Consider the following 16,796-nt stretch of genomic DNA (forward strand, 5'->3'; position numbering starts at 1 on the left):
GGGTCAGTCCTCCGGTATTGGGGCGTCACCGGCTGTGGCCCCACTGATAAGTTGATAGCTCAGCAGATCGCGGATCTGCGACGGATCGCGCACCAGCGGCGTACAAAGCCTCGGCAGGCGGCGCAGATCGTCATGCATCCGCGCCTGCGCCTGCAACGCCTCCTCGCGCGATACGAAGCGAAACCGCAGCGTGCCGCCCGCAGGCGTTTGCACCGCCCGCGCAAGATCGGCGGGAATCACCGTGCCAATCCGGGGATAGCCCCCCGTGGTCTGGCTTTCACACAGCAACAGATATGGCGTGCCGTCGCCAGCGATCTGAATATCCCCCGTCAGAACCGATTCCGACACGATGTTCAGCCCCGCGCTGGCAGAAAATCCTGCCCCTTTTGAATTCAACCGCATCCCCATCCGGTTGGCCCGCGCATCACGGGTAAATGTCGTCTCGCAAAACCGCGCTTGCGTGGCGATATCGAACAGGTCGCTTTGAAAGCTGTGAACAAGGCGCAGCACCCCACCTTCAAACCGAGTATCCTGCGGCAAAACCCTGCCGACCTCGGAGCGGGCATCCGATGCGACAGGCAGAACGTCGCCCGCGCACAGAGCCGCACCAATCCCCGCCGCAAGATGCGCCGAGCGCGAACCAAGCAGGACCGGCGTGTCAAACCCGCCCCCCACATGCAGATAGCCATAGCTGCCAGCAGTGGCCCCACCGATCTCAAGCCGCGCACCGGCCGGCACCGCATACGACGCGTTCCAGACCAACGGCACCCCGTCCAGAGTAGCGCGCATCGGCGCACCTGTCAGGGCGATGCGCATCCCGCCCGTCGCTTCGAACACACCACCGGAGCCGGGCATTTCCAGCGCCGCACAGTCGGGCGATTGCCCAAGCAGCGTCGCCCCTTCGGCCAAGGCCAGTCCGTCAGCCGCACCGCCGCGCGACAAGCCAAAGGCCCGAAATGCATTGCGGCCCCTGTCCTGCACCGTGGCACCGGGGGCAATGCGGTGCAACTTCAGCGCGCGGCTCACCGGATCGCCTCGATCTCGGCCCCGCCATCCGGATCATCCGTATACCGCGCAATCACCTCCGGGGACACGGACACAAACTGAACCTCATCGCCAGGACGCAGGAAAAACGGTGCCGCAGTTTCGGGGCGAAACAGCTTGAGCGCAGTTTGCCCGACATGCCGCCACCCCGTTGGATTCGTCACCGAAAACAGCACGAACTGCCGGATCGCCACCACCAGCGCACCCTCCGGCACCGATTTGGTCAAAACCGTCTGACGTGGAATATCCCACGCATCAGACAAAAGCCCCAGGTAGGGCTGACCGGGGGCAAACCCGATGGTCTGCACCCTCACGCGGGCCTCGGACAAGGACGCCACCGCCTCTGCGGGCGACATCCCTGCCACCTGTGCCGCCTCTTCCAATTGCGGGGCCAGTTCAGTGCCATAAACCGTCGGCACCCGGATAAACCTCCGGCCCTGTGGCAAGGGGGCCGCGTACCAATCCTGTTCAACCAGCAATGCCCGCAGCCGCGCCGTCACCGCGTCCAGCCCAAGATGCAACGGATCAAACCGCACAAACGCCGACACAAGCGACGGCGCACAGTCTTCAATCCCGTCGATGCCCGCCCGCGCCACCGCAGCCGCAAACGCCAAGGCGGCACGATTCGCGGGTTCGGTCAGCGCGTCGCCAAACGTCACCAGCACACCATCCAGTCCCGCTGGTCGGATCACAGGATCAAAGGTTTGGGTAATGCCGCCATCCATGCCCAAGCCGTACCACGACGACCGGTCATGACAAGCCGCTAGTGCAGTTTGTCCGTTGCCGCTGCGGCCTGTTCGACGGCATCAATCGCCGCTTCGATATCTTCGGGATCATTGGACGGCACAGCATATTGTCCGTTCAGCCATCGCGCCAAGTCCACATCGGCACAACGTTTGGAACAGAACGGACGCGCCTCGGGGCGGGTCTCCTTGCCACAGATGGGACAGCTCATACGAGCACCTCGCGCAAAGACAGGCGGTCGCGTTTGCGCTGCAACTCGATATGCCCCAGCGGTGTCCAGCCGACGAAAACCGTCTCGACGCTGTCGCGCTTCAACGCCCCGCGCAATGCGCTTTCGATCTGGCGGCGGTCCTTCTTGGCCGAGGGCGCCGGATCAATGACAATCTGCCCGCCCAAACCGCGCAACCGCAATTGGCGCGGCAAGTCTTTGACCGCAGCCAGATTGGCCTTGAGCCCCGCAGCCGGGCTGGTATCGCCGCCGGTGTTCACATCCACCGCGACAAGCGCGCGCGTGGGTTCAATCGCCATCGACGCCTGCCCCCCCAAGGACACATCGCGGGCCTGCAACCCATCCAGCGCGTCCAACAGCCCGTGCCGCTCAAAGCTGCCATCGGTGCTGTCGATCTCGGCATCGTCCGTCCATTCACGCCACGCCAGAAGATGCGGCGCATCGCCAAGCGTCAGCGTTTCCGCGTCACCCGTGGCATCCTCCATCACCTTGGCGGCCAAATCGGCCATGGCAGCAATATCATCCGCAATCTCGCCCGCATCGGCCCCTTCGCAGGACGACCGCAGGATCAGGCCGAATGTGCCAGCATCCATAATGTCATGCGCAATCTCCAGCAGGCGTTCGCGCGCGTCCTCGTCCTTGATCCGGCGCGACACGTTGATGCCCGGCGCATCCGGCGTGACGATCGCATAGCGGCTTTTGAAAAGCACCTTGTGCGTGACGGGAATCGCCTTGCCCGGTTCCGCGTAGCCGGTGACCTGCACCAACATCACCTGACCGGGCGACAAGCCTTTGACTTGGCGGACAAAAGCCGATCCGTCCGGGGTGCGCAGGAACATCCCACCTTGCCCCTTCATCGGGCGTTCAACAATGGCGCGGTAAATCGTGCCCGGCGCAGGCTGGTCGGTGTCGAGAAACAGATCCTCGACCAGCCCGTCCACCATCAGCGCCGCCGCCTCACGACCATTGATGTGGTCCAGCGCAATCAAACGACCCTTCATGCCGACACCTCATAAAGCGGATAGCCCGCCGCCACCAAAAGCGACGCGGTTTCGGCCAAAGGCAGACCCACAACCGCACTGAAACTGCCGCTGATCCATGGAATAAATGCCCCTGCGGGGCCTTGAATGGCATAGCCCCCAGCCTTGCCGCGCCAGTCTTCACTGGCGAGATAGGCGTTCACCTCGGCATCGCTCAGACGCTTCATCTTGACCTGTGTGACCACGTCGCGTTCCCAAATCTGGTCGCCGCGCCGCACGGCGACAGCCGTCACCACCCGGTGCCTGCGTCCCGAAAGCGCAAACAGAAACTGCGCCGCCTCGGCCGCATCGGCGGGTTTGCCCAGAATACGCCGACCGAGCGCAACAGTGGTGTCTGCGGACAGAACGATCTCGTTGTCTGACGCCTCAATCGCCAGTGCCTTTTCACGCGCAAGACGCACGCAATAGGGGCGCGGCAATTCTCCGGTGCGGGGATCTTCGTCAATATCGGGAGGGCGGATGTCATCCGCCTCTACCCCGATCTGCGCCAAAAGCTCCCGCCTGCGCGGGCTGCCGGACCCCAAAATCAAGCGCATAAAGCGCTTACTTGAACCGGTAGTTGATCCGACCCTTGGTCAGATCGTAAGGCGTCATTTCGACTTGCACCTTGTCGCCTGCAAGAACGCGGATGCGGTTCTTGCGCATTTTGCCTGCCGTGTGCGCGATGATCTCATGGCCGTTCTCAAGCTCGACCCGAAACGTCGCGTTAGGCAGGAGTTCCTTAACGACACCGGGAAATTCGAGCGTATCTTCCTTGGCCATGGTTTCTCCTAAGTTAACCGCCCTGTCTGACTGCAAGGCGCGCTACTAAATGGGGGCAAACGCCCAATTTATCAAGGCCTATTCAGTCGAGTTTCCGCGTTGCGGCAATCACGTCGCGTCCTGTCTGATCTTCCCAGTGACGCCGGTTGAGCACGACACCATCCGCGCGCACATGCGCGACCCTGTCCAGATCGATCTCAGCATAGGTCCAGCCGGGCTGATTTAACGTACCTTCGGCGATCACGCCAGTCGCAGGAAAGCCCGTATCAGGTGGCCCAAACACCCCACCCATGCCGGTGTTTTCATCCACAGCCTCGGACCAATCGCACGATCCAACGGTTGAAGACATCACCGTAACGCACTGATTCTCAAGCGCGCGTGCCATTGCCCCGATCCGCACCCGCGAATAGCCGGTCAGCGCCTCGGTACACGACGGCACAAGGATCACATCCGCCTCAGCCATCGCGCGGGCAAGCAACGGAAACTCACTGTCGTAGCAGATCAGAATCCCGATCTTGCCCAACGCGGTATCAAACACATGCAATGGCCCGCCGCCAACAACACCCCAGTCCTCACGCTCAAACCGGGTCATGATCTGCTTGTCCTGATGACCCATACTGCCATCCGGCGCAAAGAATCGCGCCCTGTTCACGGGACGGTCGCCAATCGCGGGATCAAACACGGGGGCTGACGCCGCAAGGATGTGCACCCCGAAGCGCTGCGCAAGCGTGGCATGCAACGCATCCGCCTCGGGCGTCCGGTTCGACACCGCGCGCAAAGACGCCTCAAGATCACGCGCCACGTCACGCCCCGCCAGCGTTGCCAACTCCATCGCGCCATATTCGGGAAACACCAAAAGGTCCGCACCCGCGCCCACAGCCTTACTCACCCAAGACGTCAACTTGTCCTCATAAGCGCGCCAAGACACAAGAAAATCCATCGGATAGGCAGCTGTTGCAACTTTCATGTCTCATCCCCAGTCAATGACCGTGCCCAGACCTGTAGCGGCTTTTTCGTCTGCGCCTCCGCGCCCACGTCTTTCCACGAAAACCACGCGACAGCGCCCTCAATCGGCGCATAGCCCCGCTTGCGCCAGAACCCATCCAAGGGCCGGTAGGACGCAGGCCGCAAAGGGTGATCAGCCGGGCGCATCACCCCGCAAAACATGCTGAAGGCGAAACCAGCCTTGCGCGCAAACGCCTCGCGCTGGTCAAAAAACGCATGGCCCATCCCGCGTCCACGATACTCTGGCAACACCACCGACTCAGCACAATAAAACACCTGATCTACAGGCGGCACCGGCCCGGTCACCTGCGACGCATCATCATGATCCTCAAGTGGCATACCCGTCGCCACCCCCACGATCCGCCCCGCATCGCGCGCGACCACCAAAAGCGCGCGCGGATTGTCCCGATAGGATCGCAAATATCGCGACTCATAGGCGGCATCGCCGCTGTAAAGATACGGCCAATCCCGAAACACCGCGATCCGCAGCCGGGCAACATCCTCCAAAGCAGCCTCAAGCGCCGCCCCTGTCAGCGCCTCAACCTGCATCACGAAACCTGTCGAATCCAATCACTGAGGTTGTAATAGGTCACCACGCGGCTGATCTTGCCACCGGACAGGGAAAAGAACGACCCGGCAGGCAACCGGTATCCCTGCCTATGCGCTTCGGGCAAGCCTTCATCCGTGGCCAAATACGTCCCGTTGACCATGTATTCCGCCGCCCCGCGCGCGCCGTCTTCGGCGGCAAACACCACCAACTCGGTCAATGTCTCGTCATAGCAGCGCGACATATGCTCGCAAAACGCGGCAAACGCCTCGCGCCCGATCCGCACATTGCCCTCGTTCACATGATGGGCCACGTCCTCGGACAGACACTCAAGCATCCCCGGCACATCCTTGGCATTAAACGCCTCGAAATACTGTGTGATGATGTCACGGCTCATGACGACGCCCCCCATTTCCGTTTCAAGTGATCCACAAGCTGATCGCGCGTCTGACGGTAGGAATTTAACTTTTGTTCCCGCGTTTCACCAATGCCGGTTGGGTCCATGATCGGCCAGTATTCGACCGTCAGATGATAAAACCGTGTCAGATCCAGCGCGCGCCGCTGCGATGCGGGCGACAGCGCCACCACCAGATCAAATCCCGACAACGCCTCACCGGTATCGTCCAATTCATCGAAACTGCGCGACCGGTGACGGCTCATCTCAACGCCGATCTCGTTGCACACGGCAATCGCAAAGCCGTCGATCTCCAGATCATTCATCACGCCAACGGATTGCACATAGGTTTCAAACCCATAGAGCTTTTTCATGATCCCTTCGGCCATCGGCGACCGAACCGCATTGTGATCGCAGCAAAACAAGATCGACTGCGGCAGCCCCCCCAAAACGGTCAGCCCCCGAAATGCAGGACACAGACCAGCGTGAACAGACGCCGCGCAGTGTCATCGTCCACCGTCACCTTGCCCTCAAGCCGCTCTTGCAGAATGCGCGCACCCTCGTTGTGGATGCCGCGCCGGGCCATGTCGATGGTCTCGATCTGGCTGGGCGGCAGGGTTTTGACCGCGTCGAAATAGGATTTGCAGATTTGGAAGTAATCTTTGACCACCTGCCGGAACGGGGTCAGCGACAGATGAAATTCCGCCGCCTTTTCATGACTTTCTGTCGTGACATCGAAAACCAGCCGCTTGTCCTTGATCGACAGGCCCACATGATACGGCCCTTGCGGCACGGGTTTTCCATCCCGATCAGGAAGCTCAAACGTGTTGTGCTCCATCAGATCAAACATCGCCACGCGGCGTTCCTGTTCGATCTCGGGCGTCGGAGGCGGCAGGTTGCCGTCATCCAGTTCGATATGGGCAATACGAGTCATCGTCGGTCTTCCTTGGTCAGCGCCCCTCCCTAGCGCGCGTTCAGATGTCACGCAATCTGACCTTTGGCCTAGCTGCGCGTTTCGTCCGTGTCGGGAATCAGACCATATTTTTCGGCCACCCGCCAGACGTGACGCGGCACCATGTTCTTGATCCGCGCAGGATAGGCGCGGCGCAGGTGCAAAATAGTCTCGATCGCCTTCATCTCGACACGCGTGCGGGCAAACTCCAACCCCCGAGGGCCGGTGCGCGGCTGCAACCACGCAACAATCGGGCGCACCCAATCGGGCATCCGCCGCAGCGGCAATCCTCCCGCCGCGCGTTCGGTGTTGGCCATGAACCCCTTTACAGCTGCCGAGCGCTTGCCCTTGTCGGTCAAAGCCGAGGTCACCACCCGGTCGCCCAACCGGTCCAGCACCGCCGCGCCGCGCGCGTTGCGCACGATCACCCACTGATCGCCATCGCCGCCCATATAGCCAACGGTGATATCCGCCAGCCGGTTGGTGTAATCCACACAGGTCTTGCAAGTCATCGGAAAGAAATCCGCCGGCAGATCGGAAATCGGCAGCTTGAGAAACGGCACAAAACGCGGCTTGCGCCCATCATCGAACCGCAGTTCAACCCGGTAGTCGGCGCGGAACTCCAGATAGGACACCGTCTCGGGCTTTTCGTCCAGCAGAGCCAGAAACCCGTGAAAATTCTCGGTTGTGGTGTTGTCTGAACAGGGCGTGCCGATCACCGTGATCTCGTCAAATCCCAGCTCTGCCTCCAGCGCGCGCAGCGCATAGACCTGACACGGAATGCCCACAACCGCGATACGCCGATGCCCGGCGTCCCGCGCGGGTTCCAGCAACGCCAGCAAAGGCCCAAACCCCATGCGCATGCCACGGCACTGCGCCATCTGGTCCGCCTCGGTCACGATCACCGGCAGTGGCTTCCAGCGATCCTGCGGGTCCGGCGCGGTCGCCAGCACCGCATCAACGGCACCTGCGCGCAACAGCTCTGCTGCCAATCCAGTGGTCAGCCCGGTCCATTGCGCCCCCTCTGCCGGAGGGTCCAGCCGCGCGCGGTACATCGCATGGGTCACCCCGAAAAACGCTTCATCCCCGTCCCCGGCAACGCGGCCATGCACCGAGGTCTCAAGGCTGTCGTAATCCGGCTGAATGAACTGACAAGCCCGTCCACAGGCGCGGCCATCGCCCATACGCGACACACCGCAATCGGTACAAAGCCCCGTACGCGGCGCGCCGCCGATCTCTGGCACCGTCAGGCCAATGCGACCACCCTCCATGTCCGACTCCACTTTCTGCAATCTGTCAGGTTTAGTTGACACATTTCGAAAGAGCGAGTCCACATGTCTTCTTTTTCCCATTCCGCGAAAGCCACAGATCGCAAAAGCACAGCACCGGGCAAAGGCGTCAGGACGAGTTACCGAGCGCGCACGTCAAGTGCGCTCATTCATTCTAAAAACCGCAAGCGGGATTGCAGGTTGCGCGCCTCAGCGCACCTTCAACGTCGCCAACCCGATCAGCGCAAGGATCAACGAAATGATCCAGAACCGGATCACGATCTGTGGCTCGGCCCAGCCCTTTTTCTCATAATGGTGATGGATCGGTGCCATCAGAAAGACCCGCTTGCCCGTACGCTTGAAATACAGCACCTGAATGATCACCGACAACGCCTCGATCACGAACAGACCGCCAACAATCGCCAGCACAATCTCGTGCTTGGTGGCCACGGCAATCGCGCCCAACGCGCCCCCCAAAGCCAGCGATCCGGTGTCCCCCATGAACACCGCAGCGGGCGGCGCATTGTACCACAGAAAGCCCAGACCGCCGCCGAAGATACCCGCGGTAAAGATCAGGATCTCACCCGTTCCCGGCACGTAATGCACGTCCAGATAGTCGGTAAAATCGACACGCCCTACAGCATAGGCAATCACGCCCAACGTGCCCGCAGCGATCATCACCGGCATGATCGCCAAACCGTCAAGCCCGTCTGTCAGGTTCACCGCGTTGGCTGCACCGACGATGACAATCACCGCAAAGGGCACAAACAGATAGCCAAGATTCAACAGCGTGTCCTTGAACACCGGGAACGCCAATTGGTTGGTCAGGTCTTCGGGATGATATTGCGCAGCCCAGTACCCGGCAATTGCGGCAATCAAAAAACCCAGCAACAACCGTATCTTGCCAGACACACCTGCGGTGTTTTGCTTTTTCACCTTGGCGTAATCATCGGCAAATCCGATCAGCGCAAAGCTCATGGTGACAAACAGCACCATCCAGATGAACGGATTGTCCAGCCGCGCCCAAAGCAGCGTCGAGGTCAGCAGCGCACCGACAATCAACAATCCGCCCATGGTTGGCGTTCCAGCCTTGGCAAAATGCCCCTCTGGCCCGTCTGCACGGATCGGCTGGCCCTTGCCCTGACGCTTGCGCAGCACGTTGATCAGCGGTCGCCCAAAGAAAAATCCGAACAACAGCGCGGTCAGGAACGCGCCACCCGCGCGAAAGGTGATATACCGAAAGAGGTTAAAGAAATCGCCCCCATCCGACAGCGCGGTCAACCAATACAACATAAAATCTTTATCCTTCCGCGTCGTCGCGCGCGTCGCCTTGGCTCATATTGCGAATGGCGTCAACCACGCGGGCCAGCCGCATCGACAGCGATCCCTTGACCATCACCACGTCGCCGGCATCCAACTGGCGCGGCAATCGCGCGGCCATGTCGTCTGCGGTGTCAAACCACATGCCACGCTGCGCGTCGGGCAGTGCTTCGAACAGATGGCGCATCAATGGACCCACACAATGCACCTTGTCGAGCGTCTTGGTCGCGTCCAGATCGGCCAAAGCGGCGTGCAGCTCTGGCCCCGTTGGCCCCAATTCTTTCATGTCGCCCAGCACGGCAATCCGCCGCCCCCGGCTGACCCGACCCACATCGTTCTGCACCGGCGCGGCGGCCAGAACCGCCAGGGATGCCGCAACAGACGCAGGGTTCGCGTTATACGCATCGTCAAACAGCGCCAGTGTCACGCTGGGATCAGCCTCGTCCAGCGGAATGGACACATGCGCGCCGCGCCCGGCCCCCGGATGCCACCGGCCCATCGCCGCCAGGGACAGTGCCCGGTCCAGTTCCAGCACCTCGCACACCGCCAGAACAGCAGCACCGTTGATAACGAAATGCCGTCCCGGCGCATCGATCTTGTAGAGCAGCGTACCACCCGCGATCTCGGCTTCTGCCACGCTGTGCCCGCCGCTTTCGCGCACCGAGGTGACGCGCATGTCGCGGCCTGCGGTTTCGCCAAAAGACACGCTCACCCCGGCCATCTCTTCCGCCCGCGCCTGCAAGATACCGCTGGTGGGCAGATCCCCGTTCCAGATCGCCACGCCTCCCGGTTCCAGCCCGTCAAAGATCGACGCCTTTTCATGCGCGATCCCGTCGATGCTCTCGAACGCCTCAAGATGCGCCGGGGCGACGATGGTCACCAATGCCACATGCGGATGGGCAAGACGGCTGAGCGGGGCGATTTCACCGGGATGGTTCATGCCAATCTCGATGACCGCGAAATCCGTCTGCGCTGGCATCCGCGCGAGCGTCAATGGCACGCCCCAATGGTTGTTATAGCTGGCCTCTGCGGCATGTACCCGGCCATGGGCGCCCAGAACCGTCCGTAGCATTTCCTTGGTCGAGGTTTTGCCAACCGACCCGGTGACGCCCACAACCTTGGCCGCTGTGCGCGCCCGCGACGCCCGGCCCAAGGCCTCCAGCCCGGTTTGCACATCCTCCACGATCAAAAGCGGCGCATCTGGCCCGACACCTTCGGGCACATGACTGACCAAAGCCGCCGCCGCCCCCTGTTCCAGGGCCTGAGTCACGAAATCATGACCGTCCCGCGCCGCCTTGAGCGCGACAAACAAATCGCCGGGTTGCAACGTGCGGGTGTCAATCGACACACCGTTCGCCACCCATTCTCCGGTCACGCGCCCCCCCGTGGCCGCTGCCGCCTCTGCGCTTGTCCAAAGGGTCATGCCAGTTTCCCGTCCAAAGCCGCCACCGCAACGCTGGCCTGCTCAACATCGTCAAACGGATAAACCGCGTCACCAACGATCTGCCCGGTCTCGTGCCCCTTGCCGCAGATAAGAAGCGCGTCACCAGGCCCCACTGCATCCACGCCGCGCAGGATCGCCTCGGCGCGGTCACCCACATCTGTCGCCTCGGGTGCGCCCTCCAGAACGGCGGCCCTGATCAGGGCGGGATCTTCGCTGCGCGGGTTGTCATCGGTGACAATAACCAGATCGGCAAATTCTGCCGCCGCCGCCCCCATCAAGGGCCGCTTGCCGGGGTCACGGTCGCCGCCAGCCCCGATGATCGCCACAAGCCGCCCCATCACATGCGGACGGATCGCCTGACAGACGGTCGCCACCGCATCGGGCGTATGGGCGTAATCCACATAGACCGCTGCACCATTGTCGCGCGTGGCCGCCAGTTGCATCCGGCCCCGCACTGTCTCAAGCTCGGGCAGCACCGCGAACACCCGGTCGGGCGCGGCCCCGCTGGCAATCACAAGCCCGGCCGCCACCATCACGTTTTCGGCCTGAAACCCACCAACAAGGTTCAGGCGGGTCTGGAACGTCTCACCGCCGAACTTGATCCGCACATCCTGCCCCGTGGCATCGAAACGCTGCGCCAAAAGCGCCATATCCGCCCCGTCGCCTTTGCCGACAGTCATGATCTCTTGCCCGCGCGCCCGCGCAATGGACAGCATGTCGATCCCACGCGCGTCATCAATGTTGATCACCGCGATCGCGTCTTCCGGCAGCACGCGCGCAAACAACGCCGCTTTGGCGTCAAAATACGCCTCAAAGCTTTCATGGTAATCCAGATGGTCCTGCGTGAAGTTGGTAAAGCCCGCCGCGCGCAGGTTCACCCCGTCCAGACGCCGCTGCGACAGCCCGTGCGACGATGCCTCCATCGCGGCATGGTCAATCCCTGCGTCGACTGCACCGGCAAGCGCACGATGCAGGGTGATCGGCTCTGGCGTGGTATGGGCAAGCGGCAACTGCCAATCGCCCTCAACCCCGGTGGTGCCCAGATTGATCGCCGGATGGCCCAGCAATTGCCAGATGCGCCGCACAAAGCTCGCAACGCTGGTTTTGCCATTGGTGCCGGTCACGGCCACAACTGTATCGGGTTGCTTTTCGAACCAAAGCGCCGATGTGAACGCCAAAGTCTGACGCGGATCAGCAGCAATGACGACAGCGGCGTTGGACGCGGCCAGCGCGTCTTTGGCAATCTCAGCGCCGTCCATATCCGTCAGGATGGCCGCAGCCCCCATGCGCAAGGCATATTGGATAAATTCGCCACCATGCACCCGCGTGCCGGGCAAAGCTGCAAAAAGATAGCCCTCTTTGACGTCGCGGCTGTCCACGGCAAGCCCGGTGACAATCGCATCCGCACCGCCACGTGCCGTCAGACCCAGATCGGTCAGGCTTTTGCCGACTGCCCCCATGACGCACCCCCTGTATTTCGTTCTCGCTCAGGGCGCAGGCCCTCAGTTCGAGGCGTTGATGATCCCACCCAAATGCCGCGTTTCGACCTCGGGGCGCAAGCCCAGAAGCGGCGCAACCCGGCGGATCATTTCAGCCGCCACCGGAACAGCGGTCCAGCCCGCGGTGCGGCGCGGCTTGGTGCCACTGGTCTCGACAGGTTCATCCAGCGTGACGATCAGCACATATTTTGGGTCGTTGATCGGAAACACCGACGCAAACGTGTTGATGACCTTGTCCTCGTAATACCCGCCACCGCGCGCCTTTGGCTTGTCTGCGGTGCCGGTCTTGCCGCCGACGAAATAGCCCGGCACCTCGCCAAAGCTCGCAGTGCCTTCGGTCACAACTTTGCGCAACATATCAAGAGATTGCCGTGCGGTCTGTTCCGACATCACACGCGCACCAAGCCGCGGCCCGTCCTGTTTCAACAGCGTCGGCTCTACCTTGAACCCACCATTGGCCAGCGCCGCATACCCCGCCGCCAGGTGCAGCGGGCTTGTGGACAGACCGTGCCCGTAGGAGATCGTCACGCTCGACAATTCGGTCCAGCGTTTGGGCAGCAACGGCTTGCCACCTTCGGCCTCGACGATCTCAAGCGGGGTTGAGTCGAAAAACCCAAGGCTCTTGAGGAACTCTTGCTGCCGGGTCGCACCAATCGCCAGCGCCAACCGGCCCGTACCGCGGTTCGAGCTATGAACAATGATGTCCGACACCGACAAAGGCCCGTAATTCTTGTTGCCAAACTCACCAATGCGGAAGCCGCCAACCCTCATTGGGCCGGACGTGTCGATAATCGTCTCAGGGGTGACCATCCCCAGTTCAAGCGCTTGGGCCGAGGTGAAAACCTTGAACGTCGATCCAAGCTCATACACCCCCTGAACCGCGCGGTTGAACAGCGGGCTGTCCGCCGCCTCGCCTTCGGTCAAAGGACGCGGGCGATCATTGGGATCGAAATCCGGCAGCGACACGATCGAGATGACCTCGCCGGTGTGCACATCCATCAAAACGCTGGCGGCCCCCTTGGCGTTCATCAGGTTCATGCCACCCAAAAGCACGCGCTCTGACGCTGCCTGAATGGTCAGATCCAGCGCCAATTCGAACGGTGCCCCGTCGCGGGCAGGATCGCGCAAGGCAGCATCGAAGTATTTCTCAATCCCGGCCGTCCCGATCACCTCGGCAGAATGCACTCCTTCGCGGCCAAAGCTGGCCCCCCCGAGCACATGCGACGCCAAGGCCCCGTTGGGGTAAAGCCGCATTTCACGCGGACCAAAAAGCAGGCCCGGCTCACCGATGTCATGGACCTTTTGCTTCTGCTCTGGGCTCAATTTCTTGCGCACCCACATGAACTTACGCTTGCCAGTGAAATCTTTGAGCAAACGTTCTTCGGTAAGCTCTGGAAATATCTTGACCAATTCTTGTGCCGTGCGGGTCGGATCAATCATCTGCTGCGGATGCGCGTAAAGCGAAAAGGTCTCCATGTTGGTCGCAAGAATACGCCCGTGACGGTCGACGATATCGGCGCGGCTGGCAATGATCGATGCGCCGGTTGACTGCGCGCGTGGCTCTTCCGGCTCGGATGCGGCCAGCGTGCCCATGCGTGCGCCCACCACGCCAAAGGCGCAAAAGAACATCACCGCCATGACCAAAAGCCGCCCCTCGGCGCGCGACCGTGCTTTGTCGCGCGTCTGCTCATGGCGAATACGCAGGTTCTCGCGCTCGATCGCGTCGGGATTTTCCCCCTTGCGGCGGGCATCCAAGACACGCGCCAACGGGCGCAGCGGCGTGCGTATCATGGCTCTTGCTCCTCTGCACCGGCACTGGAAATCTCGATTGGCTCTGTGATCGGCAATTCGGGAGGTTGCGGATAAGCAATCTGATCGACCCGCCCGAACTGTTCGGGGTCAAGCGGCATCAGCCCCAAACGTTCAAAATTGACCTCCGCCAGATCGCGCAACCTGTCAGGCCGGTTCAGAAACGCCCATTCCGCCTTCAGGACCGCCAACCGCGCCCGCGCCTCGGCAATCTCGGCGCGCACAGATTGCGCGTCCCCCAAAGCGGCCTGCGTTTTGTAATTCTCGTGATATGCCCAGAACGCTGCGCCGATGACGGTTAGAAACGTCAGGACATAAAGCAGGGAACGCATCACCGATCATCCTTCAATTGCGGCAAGGCAATCTGCCCTGCATCGATCTCGCCCGCAGGCGCATCGGTGCGCCGCGCAACGCGCAGCTTGGCCGACCGGGATCGTGGGTTGACGGCCAGTTCGTCATCATCCGGCCCCACCGCCTTGCGGGTCACAATCTCAAACGCCGGTGTTTCGGCCTCAAGCTCGGGCGCATAGCGGTTCGCGCGGCCCGATTGTCCGGCACGCGCCTGCATGAACCGCTTGACCATCCGGTCCTCGACCGAATGAAAGCTGACCACCGCCAGCAATCCACCCGGCTTGAGCGCGCGTTCCGCAGCCATAAGACCCTGCATCAACGCGCCGTATTCATCGTTCACCGCAATCCGCAACGCCTGAAAACTGCGTGTGGCCGGATGCGACTGGTTCGGCTTGGGGCGCGGCAGGCAGGTTTCCACCAGCTTTGCCAGCTCCAGCGTCCGGGTGATCAGGGCCACCTTGCGCGCTGCGACAATCGCCTTGGCTATCCGCCGCGAGGCGCGCTCTTCACCGTAAGTATACAGAATGTCGGCGATGTCGAACTCGTCCGCCGTGTTGACGATATCCGCCGCAGACGGCCCGTCCTGCCCCATCCGCATGTCCAGCGGTCCGTCGCGCATGAACGAAAACCCGCGCTCGGCCAGATCAAGCTGCATCGACGACACACCCAGATCAAGGACCACACCGTCCACATCAGACGCAATCTGATCCATCTCTGCGAAATTGGCCTGATGCAGCACGATGCGACCATCAAAGCCTGCCACCCACTTCGCGGCCATCTGATGCGCCAGCGGATCGCGGTCAATCCCGATCACCGTTTCGGCGCCCGCCTCGATCAGCCCGCGCGCATAGCCGCCCGCGCCAAAAGTGCCATCAACCCACACGCCCCCAACCGGCGCCACCGCCCGCAAGAGCGGGGCAAGAAGGACAGGAATGTGCGGATCGTCAGAGGATGAGGCAGCAGCAGCGGACATGTCCGATCAGCCCCCAGGCTGCTGATCCAGGAAGATCAGCGGGTCTACATCATCAGGAAGCTCGTCCAGCCACTCATCCGTTGCCGCCTGCTCTTCGGCGTCAAACGTCTCGGGGTCCCAGATTTGGAACGTGTCACCAGCGCCGATAAAGAACGCCTCGGCCGACAGTCCAATCTTCTGGCGCAGCTTTGCCGGCAGCACCAGCCGCCCGGTTTCATCCACGCTCGTCGAATGTGATTGGCCGTTGAAAAGCCGCTGCAACATCTTGCGCTCAACCGACCCACGCGGGAGCGCTTCGATCTTTTCGTCCACCTCTTCGATGGCCGCGACCGTATAACATTCAAGGTATTTGCGGCGGGTGTCGCCGTACACAATAACCAATTCGGGGTTCAGACCTGCGGTAAAGCTTGGATCACCGGCTTCGAGAACACGGCGAAACGAGGCCGGGATAGACACCCTGCCTTTGCCATCAACCTTGTGATGACTTTCACCTCTGAACCTCAGCTTTCGGGTCACTGCCCTACTGGTCCTTTCAATATCTGCTCCGGAAACGGAAACGGCGGGTTGATCTGCTGCCACTGATCAACCCGCCGTCCGTGTCCCGTTGCCGGGAAGTCCGACTGCGCGCGCCACCTGGGGGGATGTCTGCTCGCCCGCGCGCCGGATCTCTGTGTTTGATGAAAGCAAGTGCCTGTATGAAGCCTGCTATTTTTTTATTTTGGATACCGCGTCGGGGTCTGTGTCGCCCCGTTTGCTGTTCCTGCTCTCATCTCGTGCATTAGGGATGCCATGGGAAACTATGGGTCGCAACAGTTTTTATGAGAAATCGACACAAGATACTGATCAACACACCAATGAAACACAGGGTTTAGCGCTTAACTGAGGCGATAGTATCCAAATAAGCCAGACCAATCCACATGAACCACAAGATATAGAGAAAACTACCTTGACCCAACACAGCCCATAAATTCCCGCATCAAGATAAAACAAAACAAGAACACAGAATTTCAGACCGGCAATTCATATCAATATCCGCTTAAAATCCCGGATTCAGCCCCGAATCAACCCCGTGATTCGCTCTTGCGGCGCCCTGCCGCCAACTCCGTCCCATCTTTTCCCATGCCAAACCTCAGACGCGCCGCGGCCGCACGACGCTTGCAATGCGGTGGGCCCGGTTGTACGCAAATCCTGTCATGGTCCGGGCAACCCCCGGTGAAAAGGGAACGTGGTTCAATTCCACGACTGCCCCCGCAACTGTACGCGGCGAGCGTGTTCGGCATATGCCACTGGGAAACCGGGAAGGCCCGACACACGCCCCGACCCGCAAGTCAGGAGACCTGCCGTGACAGTTCACCCTACACTCGGGCGGGGCGCGCGGGATGTGACGGTACTCCGGTGTGGTGACAGTCACCGTC

At 61.4% G+C, this 16,796-nt stretch carries 19 protein-coding genes and 1 riboswitch; all 19 genes read right to left on the reverse strand.

The window, feature by feature from the left end; all coding sequences use genetic code 11:
• Window positions 1-3 precede the first annotated feature (3 nt).
• Complete coding sequence (locus ACSHXH_RS08940) at window positions 4-1,026, reverse strand: biotin-dependent carboxyltransferase family protein (protein ID WP_435671438.1); 1,023 nt, start codon at window positions 1,024-1,026, stop codon at window positions 4-6.
• A complete protein-coding gene (locus tag ACSHXH_RS08945; protein WP_435671439.1) occupies window positions 1,023-1,769 on the reverse strand; it encodes a 5-oxoprolinase subunit B family protein in 747 nt (248 codons plus the stop codon). The genes ACSHXH_RS08940 and ACSHXH_RS08945 overlap by 4 nt, the downstream gene beginning before the upstream one ends.
• A 38-nt stretch (window positions 1,770-1,807) precedes the next feature.
• Window positions 1,808-1,999 (reverse strand): DNA gyrase inhibitor YacG, encoded by a 192-nt coding sequence (locus ACSHXH_RS08950; protein ID WP_435671440.1) that lies wholly within the window; start codon window positions 1,997-1,999, stop codon window positions 1,808-1,810.
• Window positions 1,996-3,018 (reverse strand): ribonuclease E/G, encoded by a 1,023-nt coding sequence (locus ACSHXH_RS08955; RefSeq protein ID WP_435671441.1) that lies wholly within the window; start codon window positions 3,016-3,018, stop codon window positions 1,996-1,998. The genes ACSHXH_RS08950 and ACSHXH_RS08955 overlap by 4 nt, the downstream gene beginning before the upstream one ends.
• Complete coding sequence (locus ACSHXH_RS08960; RefSeq protein ID WP_435671442.1) at window positions 3,015-3,593, reverse strand: Maf family protein; 579 nt, start codon at window positions 3,591-3,593, stop codon at window positions 3,015-3,017. The genes ACSHXH_RS08955 and ACSHXH_RS08960 overlap by 4 nt, the downstream gene beginning before the upstream one ends.
• A 7-nt stretch (window positions 3,594-3,600) precedes the next feature.
• Window positions 3,601-3,819 (reverse strand): translation initiation factor IF-1, encoded by a 219-nt coding sequence (gene infA / locus ACSHXH_RS08965; RefSeq protein WP_005978431.1) that lies wholly within the window; start codon window positions 3,817-3,819, stop codon window positions 3,601-3,603.
• 82 nt (window positions 3,820-3,901) lie between these two features.
• Window positions 3,902-4,786, reverse strand: a complete 885-nt coding sequence (locus ACSHXH_RS08970) for a carbon-nitrogen hydrolase family protein (protein ID WP_435671443.1) — start codon at window positions 4,784-4,786, stop codon at window positions 3,902-3,904.
• A complete protein-coding gene (locus ACSHXH_RS08975) occupies window positions 4,783-5,373 on the reverse strand; it encodes a GNAT family N-acetyltransferase (RefSeq protein ID WP_435671444.1) in 591 nt (196 codons plus the stop codon). The genes ACSHXH_RS08970 and ACSHXH_RS08975 overlap by 4 nt, the downstream gene beginning before the upstream one ends.
• Entirely contained in the window at window positions 5,373-5,768 is a 396-nt protein-coding gene (locus tag ACSHXH_RS08980) for a ketosteroid isomerase-related protein (RefSeq protein WP_435671445.1), read from the reverse strand. The genes ACSHXH_RS08975 and ACSHXH_RS08980 overlap by 1 nt, the downstream gene beginning before the upstream one ends.
• A complete protein-coding gene (locus ACSHXH_RS08985) occupies window positions 5,765-6,214 on the reverse strand; it encodes a low molecular weight phosphatase family protein (protein ID WP_435671446.1) in 450 nt (149 codons plus the stop codon). The genes ACSHXH_RS08980 and ACSHXH_RS08985 overlap by 4 nt, the downstream gene beginning before the upstream one ends.
• 5 nt (window positions 6,215-6,219) lie before the next feature.
• Window positions 6,220-6,699: a UPF0262 family protein gene (locus ACSHXH_RS08990; RefSeq protein WP_435671447.1), complete on the reverse strand. Its 480-nt coding sequence runs from the start codon at window positions 6,697-6,699 to the stop codon at window positions 6,220-6,222.
• Between the two features lie 68 nt (window positions 6,700-6,767).
• A complete protein-coding gene (locus ACSHXH_RS08995; protein WP_435671614.1) occupies window positions 6,768-7,988 on the reverse strand; it encodes a Coenzyme F420 hydrogenase/dehydrogenase, beta subunit C-terminal domain in 1,221 nt (406 codons plus the stop codon).
• A gap of 207 nt (window positions 7,989-8,195) precedes the next feature.
• Window positions 8,196-9,278 carry a phospho-N-acetylmuramoyl-pentapeptide-transferase gene (mraY, locus tag ACSHXH_RS09000; protein ID WP_435671448.1) on the reverse strand — a complete coding sequence of 361 codons (1,083 nt, stop codon included), beginning with the start codon at window positions 9,276-9,278 and terminating at the stop codon, window positions 8,196-8,198.
• Window positions 9,279-9,285: 7 nt separating this feature from the next.
• Window positions 9,286-10,728, reverse strand: coding sequence for a UDP-N-acetylmuramoyl-tripeptide--D-alanyl-D-alanine ligase (locus ACSHXH_RS09005; protein ID WP_435671449.1), 1,443 nt, complete (start codon window positions 10,726-10,728; stop codon window positions 9,286-9,288).
• Window positions 10,725-12,209: a UDP-N-acetylmuramoyl-L-alanyl-D-glutamate--2,6-diaminopimelate ligase gene (locus ACSHXH_RS09010; protein ID WP_435671450.1), complete on the reverse strand. Its 1,485-nt coding sequence runs from the start codon at window positions 12,207-12,209 to the stop codon at window positions 10,725-10,727. The genes ACSHXH_RS09005 and ACSHXH_RS09010 overlap by 4 nt, the downstream gene beginning before the upstream one ends.
• 42 nt (window positions 12,210-12,251) lie before the next feature.
• On the reverse strand, window positions 12,252-14,039 hold the full coding sequence (locus ACSHXH_RS09015; RefSeq protein ID WP_435671451.1) for a peptidoglycan D,D-transpeptidase FtsI family protein: 1,788 nt from the start codon (window positions 14,037-14,039) through the stop codon (window positions 12,252-12,254).
• Complete coding sequence (gene ftsL, locus ACSHXH_RS09020) at window positions 14,036-14,389, reverse strand: cell division protein FtsL (protein WP_435671452.1); 354 nt, start codon at window positions 14,387-14,389, stop codon at window positions 14,036-14,038. The genes ACSHXH_RS09015 and ftsL overlap by 4 nt, the downstream gene beginning before the upstream one ends.
• On the reverse strand, window positions 14,389-15,381 hold the full coding sequence (gene rsmH / locus ACSHXH_RS09025) for a 16S rRNA (cytosine(1402)-N(4))-methyltransferase RsmH (protein WP_435671453.1): 993 nt from the start codon (window positions 15,379-15,381) through the stop codon (window positions 14,389-14,391). The genes ftsL and rsmH overlap by 1 nt, the downstream gene beginning before the upstream one ends.
• A gap of 6 nt (window positions 15,382-15,387) precedes the next feature.
• Entirely contained in the window at window positions 15,388-15,897 is a 510-nt protein-coding gene (gene mraZ, locus ACSHXH_RS09030) for a division/cell wall cluster transcriptional repressor MraZ (protein WP_435671454.1), read from the reverse strand.
• A 661-nt stretch (window positions 15,898-16,558) separates the two neighbouring features.
• A riboswitch (cobalamin riboswitch) is annotated at window positions 16,559-16,740 on the forward strand.
• The last annotated feature ends 56 nt before the right edge of the window (window positions 16,741-16,796 follow it).

Source organism: Marivita sp. (genome assembly GCF_051251565.1).
Lineage (GTDB): Bacteria > Pseudomonadota > Alphaproteobacteria > Rhodobacterales > Rhodobacteraceae > Marivita.